Below are 13,233 nucleotides of genomic sequence, written 5' to 3' on the forward strand. Positions count from 1 at the left end.
TCTCCTGCTAAATGAATACGCATCGCCTACCTCTTAATATTACATTTGTAATCCTGCCCTGTCAATATCTTGTATGCAGCTTCTAAGCATTCCTTTCTTCCATAACCGCCCTCAGGCGTCTGATATAGTATTGGTAGTTTTGCAAAGATGTGGACGGCGCCACCTGATGGTCTGCCCCCGGCAGGTAGCCTCCCTGACGGATCACCGGCTGCAGACGCCTGAATTCCTGATCGATTGCCTCCGGGCCTTCAGCGATTTTCAACTTATTAAAGCCGCCAATCAGCTTAACATGGGGAAATGCCTCTCTGATTTTTACGATATCCATTCCTGCGTTAACGTCTACCGGTAAGAAACCCTCTACTCCGGCCTGCAGCATATTCGGAATAAGCATACAGAAGTCCCCGTCAGTATCTATAAATACATTCGCGGCACCTTTGCTTTTTAAGAAGGGAATCAGCTTTTTGTAGTATTTCCCTACGAATTCATCGAACAGACCACCGGATATCATGGGACCCCCACTGCCGCTTAAGTCTTCTTCTATCAACAGGACTTCCGGTTTTACCCATGCCATGATCTTGTCCAGACAGATCAGATATGTTTTTAGAATAAATTCATTGATTTCGTGCAGCAGCTCCGGCTCATCGTAATAGGCATACATATGCTCCTCGTCTCCAAATAATTCCCTCAAAGTCCAGAAAAAACCGGATATGCGAAAGCGTACGGAATAGTCTTCCCTTTCAGAATCCAGCTTATACTTTTCATACACTGCCTTTATATTCTCCTCTTGACAACAGTCCTCAAGTTCCTGAAGAACACGTATTTTCAATTGATACCAGCTGGCCTGATCCCATATGACCGGTTTCATATCCTCTACCAGTGCTCTTTTCTTATAATATTTTCTGATCCAGCCGTCTTCATCCTGCCTGAGCTGATACTCCTGTGTATCCTCGATGATCTCTCTGTCAAAACATTTAAAAGGAATCCGGAAGCTCATACGTTTCACTCCATCCAGGCCCATGTACTGCTCATATTGGTAAACAGGTTCCGTCATGAGATCGTTCAGATATCTCTGATAGCGTTTTTCCGGTTCGGGATAAAGGGATTCGGATTTGAATTTCCGGGGAAGGCCTTCTCTAATCCAGCGGTCCACACTTAACGCCCATGGGAAAAATGTTTCAGCCGCAGTTCCTCCCCCGTCCACTTTTTCAAAGTTCAGTGTTCTTAACATCTTCTCGGAATTTTTCATACATAACCTCTTTTCTTGAAACAAAAACTGTGTATCCGTGCGCCTGTGTTTTCAAGGTACAGGCGTATCTACGATACACAGTATTTCGTTAAATATATTTTAATTCTAATATGTACCGTATCTGACAGCCGCCTTATACATGGCGAGAACATTTTCCAATGGAGTATTGTCCTGGAGCATGTGAGTCGGGGAAAACGCGTATTCATAGCCTGGCTTCATAATCTCCAGTGTCTCCTTTACATTCTTCTCTACGTCCTCCGCCGTTCCCTCCACCACCGGTCCTGCAGTGGAGATACATCCATGAAAACAAAGTTTTCCGCCAAACTGTTCTTTTAGGTACTTGGGAGACATGTTATTTGCCTCGGGCTGGAGCGTATCAACCGCAGTGAGCCCCATTTCAATCATCTCCGGGTATACCCAGCTGGAGGAACCGCATGTATGAAGCATGGTTTTCTTATGATAGGCAGCGGCCAGATCCAGATATTTCTGGTGCCAGGGTTTGAGCACTGCGCGGTAGCTTTCCATGCTGATCAGCGGGCCCTGCTGAGTTCCCAAATCTTCCCCCAGCCAGATAAAGTCTATATAATCCCCGCATTTATCGAGCACACGTTCCATGCGTGCAAGCTCCAGTTCCATTCTACGCTTTGCCAGCAGTTCCCCCGCCGGATCCTGCGTTATGATGTCTATAAAAGTCTGCTCCATGCCCCGCAAAAATCCATTCGAATTGATATAACACCCATACCCGGCATTTCCTGCAAACAAGGAAAAGTCTTTTGTAAGGCTCCTGCACTGCTCCAGTATTTCATCATAATCATAATCGTCCGGTGAGGGCATCGGCCAGGCCATGACCGTCTCCTCATCTGCCTCTTCTAATGGAAATTCACAATAGTCCTCATAACCGCCGTACTCATTGTCCACCCAGCGTGTTACAATCCCGTAATCCGGTGACACTCTCACTCCCGGTTTTTCTGCGTGGAGCCGTTTTCCGGTATAGCGGGGCTCTATCCCATAGAAATCTGCATACAGGCATTTTCGCAGTGCCGCATCGCTGTGTACCCCAAAGTGCCGCTTTAGCTTCCCATCAATTCCCGGATTGGCAAAGTAATCAATCGGAACCCGATCCAGTTTTTCTCTGGCAAAATAGTTCAAAACCCGTTTTCTGCTGTTCATCTCATCTCCTCCTTGATTTTCCGTCATCCGGCTAAGCCGAATACAGTAACCTGACCGGCCCGAGCAGCCCGGACGGCTCCTGTGCCATATAGCGGTCGAACATATTGTTTTGAACCGACTTGGACAGGGTATTGGTTACGGTAACAACCAGCTCGTTTTCTTTCTGTATAAGTCCGGTCAATTCATAACAGTAAGGGGGACAGATTTTTGTGCCAATCACGCCCCCATTCAGCTTAACCTCCACACATTCAAAGGCCTCTCCCAGTTCAAGGAATATCCGCCCTTTCTCCGGAAGATCTGCTGCAGTCATCTTTGTCGTGTATACGATATCTCCCGCATACTCCGGATACAGATCAGGTCCCGTTATATTTGCAAGAGTCTCCATGGCAAATTTCATCCTGTGCAGCCCATCAGTCAACTGTACATTCCATTTTTGGAAGTCCGCTTTTAGAGGCACCAGGTGCTTTTGAGATATTCTTTTTTCTGTAATGACCGGCGTTTCCTGCTCCTTTGCCGCCCCGATTAAAAACAGGGACTGGTACGGCAGCAGTTCTAAGCATATGATTGTCTCCCCTTTTTCAAACCGCCCTTCCGCATCGTATGTCCTGTTTTCCAAGGCATCATAAAAATAATAAGTTTTTTGTACCGGCAGTTTGATCTCGGTGGAAATGGATTCGTAAAGACTCTCATTTGTCAGGAAATACATCTCTGTTTCCTGCCTGTGGTAATGGTAGATACGAAGATAACGGCTTCCCGGAGTTACAGCGACATCTGCTGCCCCGATCTCCTCCAGCAGCTGACGTGGCTCCCTCAAATCCGTAACAGAGATGCCCGGATGGCGTTTCAGCCGCTGCAGAATCTCTTCATCAATACTGTAATAAATATGTTCCGGATATCCGCCTGTCAGATATACCGGCACGCCCTGATCTGCAAATTCCATGAGCCTTAAGGCCCACTCTCGTGTGATATTCTGTGCGTAGGGCATGAGCAGCATTTCATAGTGCTCATCATGAATCCACAGCTTTCTGTTGGCAATCTGTGTCTTTTCCCGGTCCATAAGATAATCCATAGGCGCAATATCACAGTCAATCTGTACTTCCATCAGTGCTTTGGCTATTTCTTCAAATGCCTGGCTTTCACCGCCCCACTGTGCCTCCGCATGATAAACTACCAGCGCGGGGCACTGATGAACTCCGTCAGAAAGCAGACTGCAGACACGGCCCGCGTACTCCGACCAGATGTGAAAATACTTCCACTGCGGATTCTTCCCGCCCGCGTAGAAATGCGGCGGGCAGTCCTCATCATTCTCTTTGGGCGAAAATGCATGGGGAACCAGCCGGTTGACTCCTCTGACACAGACATGGTCTGTCAGCCATTTCATCAGCTTAAGCCCCTCCTGCCAGCCATATGCCCCGAATATTTCGCACATGGTCTTCCCTTCTTTTTTAGGATCCAGATGTCCGAAGGAACTCGCCATCTTTGCAAGCCCCCAATAGTAGAACGTAAGATCGAGGTAGCCAAAAGGGCTCTCCATCCTGCCTTCGAAACGCTCCGGCCAGATCTGATACACCACGTCCAGGCCGGATTCATCCATGCCCTCCAGGCTTCTGTAAAAGTGTCCGCTCCCATAGCCGGTACGGGCATGGGCGCCGTTATCCTCCACTACATGGCCGGTCAGCTTGACTTTATGTGCCCGGCACCAGTCTCCGATCTGCCCGATAAAACCATCCCTGAACAGCCTTGTGATAACATCCATATATCCGTAACGAACATCTCTGCTCTTTTTACTGTCTCCGTACCAGAGATACAGGAGGTCTTTTCTGCAGTCCTCCCCCAGTTCCCGGGAAAGCATGGGGAAGACTTCGTCCGAATACGGCAGGACAACTCCCTGCTCATTGATGCACTCACGGTATCCGCCTCCCGATCCCAGTTTTCTCTCATAACCTTCTGCATTGCCGAATCTGGGTTCATCTATGAAAAAGCCCTTTATTGTTTTTCCAAACTCCTCACGGTATCTTTCATAATGGGATTCATAAGCCAGCGAAATATACGCTGCAGCCGCTTCCCTGCTTATGGGATTTACATAATCTTTTGTCCACTCTTCCCCTCCATACCGGGTTTTTACAAACAAAAAGATGCGGTAATCCCCCTCTGGCACGGACCAGTACAGCCTTCCGTCTGCCACCAGGTCCGTCAGGTCACATATGGACTCATCCACAATGCCGTCCACTTTATCGCTTCGCTTTACTGCCGTAACGGCCAGAAGTTCCTCTCCCTCCTTCAGCCAGGGGGTGATATAAAAACAAGCATCCCGCAGCGGCCCGACTGCATCAATATGGTATTCTCTCAGGTACACCTTCAGATGCTGCGGATACAGCTCTTTGATTTTTCCTGCTCCATAACCGCTGGGATAGGCACTGTCATCGAAGAGCCACACCTCCATGTCTCGTTTCTTTGCTGCCGCTATTAAAAAATCCAGATCCGACCACCAGCCCTCTCCCATAAAATCGGGATGGGGCCTGGATTCCACGATAAACCCGCCGATCCCATTCTTGTACATCTGCTCTATCTCATTTTCCAGAATTTCATGTGCCTCACCGTGCTGCCAGAACAGCGGGCGCAGACAGTTTTTTCCATTCATCTCCATATCATTTATCCTTTCACACTCCCCGCTGTCAGGCCTGCGACAAAATATTTCTGCGCAAATCCAAACAAAATAAACAGCGGAATTAAAATCATGATAATAGCAGCACACAGCGGCGGCCACTGGGTTCCAAATTCACCCTGGAAGTTTAAAAGCCCCACAGTCAGCGGAATCCCTTTGTCCGTCAAAAGTGTGGAAATCTGTGCCCACATCAGCTCGCCCCATGCAAAGCTGAAATTCATGACGATACAGGTCATTACGGAACTTTTCATCAGGGGCAGTATCACCTTGACCATTGTATTGACCTCGCTGCTGCCGTCGATTCTGGCAGCCTCCAGAAGTTCGCCGGGGATAGACTGAAAAAAGTTTTTCATAATAATTATGGTGCCGGGCAGCGACCACCCCGCATAGGCCAGTATCTGCGACAGATATGTAACTTTCAGGATACTCATTTTCGTCATCATCATATAGAGCGGAATTACCATTGTCTCTGTGGGCAGAATCTGAATTCCCAGAAGAATGAGAACGATCAGCTCCACATGCGGCACCTTCAGTCTTGCCAGTGCATAGGCGCACAGGATACTGAATATCTGGATCAGTATGACGGTTACCGCTGTAATGATCACACTGTTGATAAAGTAACTGCCGATCTTTCCGGTCACAAAGGCTTCCACGTAATTTTCCAGGTGCAGCACCTTTGGGAGACTCCACACATCCGCATAGAATTCCTGCATTGTTTTAAAAGACGTAATACCAGAAAAGTAAATGGGAATGATACACACAATCATTGACAATAGAAGGAGCAGTCTGATCATCCATTTTGAAATCGATATTTTTTTAGTATTCATAGACTTCTCCTTTCATCAGCCGTCTCGCAACTATAATACATATCATAACAACCACCGTAAGGATCAGCCCCAGTGCAGCGCCGCTTCCAAAACGGTTGTAGCTGAAGGCCACCTCTATCATCTTGATCGGCGCTGTCTTGGACAGATCCCCCGGCCCGCCCTTGGTCAGCGCCCATACCATATCGTAGGTCTTAAACGCCCAAAGCAGCATCATGGAAAGCGCCAGCTGAATGGTCGGCTTTACAAGAGGCATAATGATCATCTTCACTTCCATCCAGTAGGATGCCCCGTCCAGCCTTGCCGATTCGAACAGACTCCCCGGTATGGAGATCAGCCCTCCGTACACCAGAATCATGATGATTCCGCTGAACCGCCAGCCCTGTACCGATGCGACGGCCCACAGCACCGTGGATGGATCCGACAGCCATGCATGTTTCAGGCTTTCCAGCCCGATCACCTGCAGAAAAGAATTCAACAGCCCTTTATCCGGCGCCAGAATGAAGGTGAACAGAAGGCCGATCACCGTCATCGGCAGCATACTTGGGGCAAAAAATACAAACCGGTAAAGCGCTCCTTCCCGCCTGCCCATCCGGTAAATGAACAGGGCACACAGCGTGCCTAGTATCATTGCTTCCACGGTAGACACCAGGGCAATAAACAGTGAATTGTATATGGTTTTCTTCATGGAAGCATCGAGCAGAATTTCCTTATAGTTTGTAAGCCCGATAAATTTGATGCCGGAATTGCCGTTCCATTCACAGAAAGACAATACCACATTCCAGATAATCGGTATAATTACGGTATATATAATCAGCAGCACGGCAGGAATCATAAATATAATTCCGACTGTAGTTATTTTCTTGTTTAGTTTTGAATGATTCTTAATTGCATCCACGTTTTACAGAGTCCTTTCTATAATGAAGAGGCTGCCACTTGTATGCAACAGCCTCACAACTTTTGTACTTATTTTTCAGCAGCCTTTCTCATCGTGTCCATTTCCTCCAGAGACTGATCTCCATAGAACAGATAATTAGCGGGAACATTCTGTGTGATATAATCAAACAGCTCTGAGGAAAGTCCCATGATTTCCGTTGGATATACTCTTCCTGAATCCCTCGCGTAATCTTTCGCATTTGGGTCGTCACTGCCACCCGTTGTTTCCACTGGTGTCACAGTGCCGTTTTCCGCTGCATGCTCAAATACTTCCTGGCTTGTCAGCAGCTTTAACATTTCGACAGACAGATCTTTGTCTTTCACATTGGATGGGATAAAGTATCCTGTACAGCCGCCCAGTATATAATCCAGTTCTCCGCTTCCCATCATGGGCCAGCTTACGATTCTGACGGTATCCAGACCGGAGTTTTCAATGCTTTTCTTTGCCATGGAATTCACCTCTGCAACCATTGCCACATCGCCGTTTGCAAATGCCGCATTTACCTCATCACCGGTCACTGATATTGCGCCTTCGCCAGGATAGCAGTAGTTGTCATAGAGTTCCGCAACTTTTTCAAAGACATCAACGACTCTTTTATCTGTAAATGAGATCTCTCCGGCATTAAACGATTCCAGCTCTTCCTCGGAATCCCAAACCTGAAGAAGCCCGTTTCTGACCGTCCAGTTTGCCAGTTCTGCGCGGATTCCAATCGGAAATGCTTTGGTGTTTTCTTTGATCTTAGCACACGCATCCATGAATTCATCCCAGGTCCATGATTCCTGTACTTCCACTCCCGCTTCTTCCAAAATGGCCGTATTCACCTCGATCAGCGGATAAACGGTGGAATCCGGAATAGAATACACTTTTCCATCGTAGGTTCCCACATCCAGCGCACCCTCCACGAAGGAGTCTTTCCATTCAGGGTCTTCCTCCAGATATGGCGTGAGGTCAAGCGCCATGTCTGAGGTCAGGAAATTCTGCATTTTATTTGGCCAGTACATGGACAGATCGATAGACTCCCCAGCCGTAAAGGCAGTTTTGATCGTTTTTTCAATTGTGTTATTATCAAAGGTTTTATTCACAAATTTTACATCCGGAAGTTTTTCTTTCAAATATTCCAAGTTCCATGTCCCATTCGGAATAGAATCTCCTTCAATAATTACCACCGCTTCTTTCGATGCGGAAGACGACTTATCCTCCCCTTTCCCACTCTCCTTACCGGATGATCCGCAGCCTGCCGCCGTAAGCATTGCCGCCAGGGCTACTAAGGTAATACATACACTTTTTCTTTTCATTTAAATCCTCTCTCCTTTACACCTTTTTACTTTTGTTTCTCTTTTGTTTTCATAATTCAATTATAAATACTTTCTGCACTTTAAAATATTTGAAATTTCTACTACTTTTTTTGTTATTCTACGATTTGCTTAAAATGATTGACAAAGTCCCGGCTACTCTCTATAATGACAAAAAACGTTCGTCCCCATTATACAAAAGCAGATTTCAACAGGATAGCGCCCGTTTTGGGGAATAATTTAGTTCGATAAAAGGAGAGCTGCCGAAAATGAATTATATAAGAAATATGTCCTTGAAAAAACGTTTGTATTTTTCGCTCTTTCTTTTTATTATCCTTCCGATCACTATATTCGGAATGGTTACGTATTTTTATATGGGGAATCTGAACCGCAAGGAAAAGTATGCACAGGAACTGGAATCGTTCAAAAACAGTGCGAAAGATATTGAGTCCATTCTGACCTATACAGAGAACATCGGCCTCTCCGCGGTCACCGCCAATCCCATTTTCCGCTTGGTCGACGGAACCGCAAACAATAAAAATTATTATGATATCAGCAACTATTTTCAGGATCTGATGGATCGTTATCCCTACTATAAGAATTTTACAATCAGCTCCAATAAGCAGATCATTTTTCAGCGGGGCGTCTATATTGAAAAAGAAAATCACGCTTTCCTCAACAGTGCTTATGAAAGCACGTATGGACATTACTGGGCGCCTGCACACATTCTGCCCGTCCCGTCCACCAATTATGATACGGAATCGGGTCCTGTAATTACCTATTATTCCAATATTTATGACTATTATCATGACATCAATCAGACCGTGGGCATGCTGTCTGTCAGCATCCAGGAATCGGCGCTTCACACCCTGTATACAACGTATCTGAATCCGCTGTCCTCCACATCCAAGATCTTGAAAAGCGACGGAACCGTTATGTGCTCAGACAATAAACAAGAACTCGGGAAGAAATCGGATCTCTATCTCAGCAATAAAGACGCGATGACAGGCTCAAGCAGCTATCTGATTTTAAACGGTTCCGACGGTAAAGTGCTGTGCTATTATTATAAAAGTGATATTTCCGACTTTGTTTTCCTGAATTTGGTCCCCTACTCTGCTTACGGAAGCCTCGAGATGGCTCTTGCTGCTATTCTGGGTGTTTCCCTTACGATCTGCATTTTTTTCGGATTTATGTTCTCCGTACTCCAGAAGAAATATGTGGTAGAACCGATTGGTGGGCTGATTCAGGAAATAGAAAAAATGAAAGATGGTAATTTTGACCTTATACTCCCTTACGAGTCCAGGGATGAGATTGGGCAGCTGAGTCAGGATTTTATAGATATGTCTGAGAGGCTGAAGCACCTTATCAATGAAGTATACCTTGGGAAAATCAAGCAGCAGGAGGCGGAGATGGCGGCCCTGGTTATGCAGATTAATCCGCATTTCCTCTACAATACGCTGGATTCAATCCACTGGCTCGCTATCACTGAAGGAGCATATGATACCAGCGAACAGATCGAAGCCCTTTCTGCAATTTTCCGCCATGTCCTCAGCAAGGGATCGGATCTGGTAACGATACAGAGCGAGGTGGATTTTCTGCAGAACTATATGTTCATCATGGAAAAACGCTATGACAGCAGAGTACGTCTCACCGTAGCGATTCCTGAACCTCTCCGGGAATACCGCATACTGAAGCTGCTGATTCAGCCGCTCGTTGAAAACTCACTGCTGCACGGGCTGGAGCCTAAAAAAGAAGGCGGCAGCATCCGTATAACCGCTTACACTGATGATTGCCGCCTGTATATTGAAGTAAAAGATAACGGGGCCGGAACCGACGAACATGAGATACAAAAAAGGCTTCGCAGTGAAGCAGAAGACTCTTCTGTATTTGCTCTGAGAAACATCGATGACCGCATCAAGCTTCACTACGGGGAAGAATTCGGCCTGTCCTTCTCCAGCAAAAAGGAAGTCGGAACCTGTGTCACGCTTGCCCTGCCCTATGAGGCCTCAAACAGTATACTCCGCTAACAGCATGGATCCGTTTGGCACGACATGAGCAGCGGGACGTTTTGCGACTACATTTTTTTCCGAAGACTGGAAGGAGAACACCCTTCCAGTTTTTTAAATACAGAGACAAAGTATGCATAATCCGTATATCCGGCAAGGACAGCAATCTCCGACAGCGGGAGTATTGTCTCCCGCAGCAGCCGTTTCGCCTCCGCAATCCGAAGCTGATTCATATACTGTGAAAATGTCACGCCCGTCTCCTTTTTAAACAATGCGCTGAAATAATTTGGTGACTTCTGCACATATTTAGCCACCTGTTCCACAGAAACAGCTTCTCTGTAATGCTCCTGCAAAAATTTAACGGCGGCCCCCACGGTATGGCCGTAATGGCTGCGTTCTCTCTCCAGTTTTGCCGCAATCGACCTGGACAGAAATGCCTTGTACTCCTCTAAGATGTCCTCCAAATAGGACATTCCCTCCATACGTTTTGCAAAAGCGGCAGGGTCGGGAAGTCCCTGCTGCTGGGATGCAAGTTCATAGAGCCATCCCATAAGGCAGGATTTTATCTCGGCTGGGGATGGTTCAAGCGAGCGTCTCCAGCATTCTCCAATAGCATCCACCAGTTCCGTGCAGTCCTGACCTGCGGCCGCTGCCTGAATCAGTGCTTTTCCCCTTTCTGTTACAGATATGCCAATTTCTTCTTTACATTCCGTCTTAGATTCTTCAAGCAGCTGCCCGGGCCCGGTATAGAATCTGTACTCCCCGAGCTTTTCCAGGTTTTTATATGCCTTTGACAGCCGCCTGATGGAATACATTCCGGACAAAACTGCCGTGATCTTCTGTTTTGGATATGCTTTCACCAGCCTCTGGAAGAGACGGGCCAGCCCTACTGACCTTTCCTGTATGTAAAGAGCGGAGTTTACAACTTTGACGAGAACCAGATATTTATTCTCCATCTTTATGATGACACCGTCCCCGCCGTATTTTTCATTCAGTTCGGATTCAACCGCGCTGAGCAAACCGTCTTCGTCTGACAGTGCCTCCCCGTAATCCTGAATCATCAGCATCATCAGAAATTCATTTAAGTTCTCCAATCCATAATGATTTTCAAAAAACTCTTTTGTGATATTGTAATCCTCAATCTCGCCTTTTAATATTTTCTGAAAGGTATTTCTTTTGTATTCCTGCCGGTACTTCAACTGCAATATGGAAGAATTCCTTTCCTTTAGGATCTCATCCCGCAGATCCGTCACCCGCCGAATCAGAGAACGAGCATTAAGTGGTTTCAGCTCATAATCGATTGCCCCCAGCTTAATTGCCTGCTGTACATACTCAAAATCAGAATAACCGCTGATCAAAATCACGCGGATATCAGGATTCAGCCGCTTAACCTCCCGCAAAAATTCAATTCCGTTCATCTCCGGCATACACACATCGCAGAGAACAATATCGGGCATAAATTCCGGAAAGGCTTTGACGGCATCTATCCCGTCCTGGAACGCGGCAACCTGGTCTATCCCAATCGCCTCCCACTTAATTCCCCGGCTGATCCCCTCTCTAATCTGCTTATCATCATCAATAATCATCAAATTCATAATTGTCCCTCATGCACGCACATTTTTCTCAATTATACTATCCTTTTATCTTAAAGTCTATTACACTTTCTGGCAGACGTACAGGCTTCAGCCTTGTGGACAGATGGGACGCAGCATAAAGGGATCGCCGTCAGCCTTCCAAATGCACTTTACAATGGCATAGGTGCATTTGGAAAGCTGACGGCGATCCCTTCATTTGGCGCGCCGGCCGCGAATCCTAAAATTCATCAATCGCTTTCCCAATATCATGGCGCATGTATTTATTGTCAAATTTTACCCATTCAGTTGCGGCATAGGCGTTTGCCCTTGCCTCTTTAAGATCTTTTCCTTTTGCCGTTACTCCCAGCACACGTCCGCCGTTTGTAACGATCTTATCTCCGTCGAACTTTGTCCCTGCATGGAAGCAGTAATACCCCTCATGCTTTTTGAACTCTTCCAGCCCGGTAACCTCGAATCCCTTGTCATACTGAACCGGATATCCGTCCGAAGCCAGCACAACGCATACTGCCGCATTGTCCTCGAACTGAAGATCAATCTGGTCCAGCGTACCGTCGATGCAAGCCTCAACGACTTCGATCAGGTCATTCTTCATGCGCGGCAGCACCACCTGGGCTTCCGGATCCCCGAAACGTGCATTGTATTCCAGCACCTTGGGTCCTTCCTCCGTCAGCATCAGCCCGAAGAAGATCACGCCTTTAAACGCTCTCCCCTCTGCCGCCATGGCATCTACCGTGGCCTGATAGACATACTTATTACAAAACGCTTCTACTTCCTTCGTGTAAAACGGGCTTGGGGAAAATGTTCCCATGCCGCCGGTATTCAGCCCGGTGTCTCCGTCCCCGGCCCTCTTGTGGTCCTGCGCAGAGGTCATCGTCTTAATGGTCTTTCCGTCAACAAAAGAAAGCACAGATACCTCACGTCCCGTCATGAATTCCTCGATTACCATCTCGTTTCCTGCGGAGCCGAACTTCTTATCCAGCATGATGGTCTTCACGCCTTCCTTCGCCTCCTCCAGGGTATTGCAGATCAGCACGCCCTTACCAAGCGCCAGCCCGTCCGCCTTCAGGACAATCGGAAACTTTGCCGTTTCCAGATAGGCGAGCGCCTTGTCCGGATCTGTAAAGTTCTCGTAACCTGCTGTAGGTATGTTATATTTCTTCATCAGATCTTTTGAAAATGCTTTGGAGCCTTCCAAAATTGCCGCATTTTTGCGCGGCCCGAATGTACGGATTCCGACGGCTTCCAGTTCATCCACAAGACCGCCCACCAGAGGGTCATCCATGCCAACGATCACAAGGTCGATCTCTGCCTCCTTCGCAAAAGCTGTCAGCTTGTCAAATTCCATGGCTTTGATCTCCACACACTCTGCATACTCCGCAATTCCTGCGTTTCCAGGTGCACAGTACATCTTTTCCACCTTGCTGCTCTTTGCCGCGCTTGCCGCAATCGCATGTTCTCTTCCACCGCTTCCTACAATCAATACCTTCATAGCAGCCTC

9 protein-coding genes are annotated in these 13,233 nt (G+C 47.1%); 1 reads left to right on the forward strand and 8 read right to left on the reverse strand.

The features are described from left to right. Positions 1 to 82: 82 nt before the first annotated feature. The 6 genes from BN1938_RS16210 to BN1938_RS16235 all read right to left on the reverse strand — a co-directional run bounded on the left by BN1938_RS16210 (position 83) and on the right by BN1938_RS16235 (position 8,137). Complete coding sequence (locus tag BN1938_RS16210) at positions 83 to 1,246, reverse strand: uroporphyrinogen decarboxylase family protein (RefSeq protein ID WP_050641578.1); 1,164 nt, start codon at positions 1,244 to 1,246, stop codon at positions 83 to 85. A 105-nt stretch (positions 1,247 to 1,351) separates the two neighbouring features. Then, positions 1,352 to 2,416, reverse strand: coding sequence for a uroporphyrinogen decarboxylase family protein (locus BN1938_RS16215; RefSeq protein ID WP_050641579.1), 1,065 nt, complete (start codon positions 2,414 to 2,416; stop codon positions 1,352 to 1,354). A gap of 31 nt (positions 2,417 to 2,447) precedes the next feature. Then, positions 2,448 to 5,063: a hypothetical protein gene (locus BN1938_RS16220; RefSeq protein WP_050641580.1), complete on the reverse strand. Its 2,616-nt coding sequence runs from the start codon at positions 5,061 to 5,063 to the stop codon at positions 2,448 to 2,450. A 5-nt stretch (positions 5,064 to 5,068) separates the two neighbouring features. After that, a complete protein-coding gene (locus BN1938_RS16225) occupies positions 5,069 to 5,908 on the reverse strand; it encodes a carbohydrate ABC transporter permease (protein ID WP_050641581.1) in 840 nt (279 codons plus the stop codon). After that, positions 5,898 to 6,803 (reverse strand): carbohydrate ABC transporter permease, encoded by a 906-nt coding sequence (locus BN1938_RS16230; protein WP_148487240.1) that lies wholly within the window; start codon positions 6,801 to 6,803, stop codon positions 5,898 to 5,900. The genes BN1938_RS16225 and BN1938_RS16230 overlap by 11 nt, the downstream gene beginning before the upstream one ends. Before the next feature lie 68 nt (positions 6,804 to 6,871). Next, positions 6,872 to 8,137 (reverse strand): ABC transporter substrate-binding protein, encoded by a 1,266-nt coding sequence (locus tag BN1938_RS16235; protein ID WP_050641583.1) that lies wholly within the window; start codon positions 8,135 to 8,137, stop codon positions 6,872 to 6,874. 266 nt (positions 8,138 to 8,403) lie between these two features. Here BN1938_RS16235 and BN1938_RS16240 point away from each other — a divergent pair, with 266 nt between their 5' ends. Continuing rightward, a complete protein-coding gene (locus BN1938_RS16240; RefSeq protein WP_050641584.1) occupies positions 8,404 to 10,161 on the forward strand; it encodes a sensor histidine kinase in 1,758 nt (585 codons plus the stop codon). A 47-nt stretch (positions 10,162 to 10,208) separates the two neighbouring features. Here the strand turns inward: BN1938_RS16240 and BN1938_RS16245 are convergent, their stop codons facing one another. Both BN1938_RS16245 and purD read right to left on the reverse strand, forming a co-directional pair. After that, positions 10,209 to 11,735: a response regulator transcription factor gene (locus BN1938_RS16245; protein WP_050641585.1), complete on the reverse strand. Its 1,527-nt coding sequence runs from the start codon at positions 11,733 to 11,735 to the stop codon at positions 10,209 to 10,211. A 217-nt stretch (positions 11,736 to 11,952) separates the two neighbouring features. Continuing rightward, entirely contained in the window at positions 11,953 to 13,224 is a 1,272-nt protein-coding gene (gene purD, locus BN1938_RS16250) for a phosphoribosylamine--glycine ligase (protein WP_050641586.1), read from the reverse strand. Positions 13,225 to 13,233 lie beyond the last annotated feature (9 nt).

The organism is Eubacterium sp. SB2 (assembly GCF_001244405.1).
Taxonomy (GTDB): Bacteria; Bacillota; Clostridia; order Lachnospirales; family Lachnospiraceae; genus Faecalicatena; species Faecalicatena contortus_B.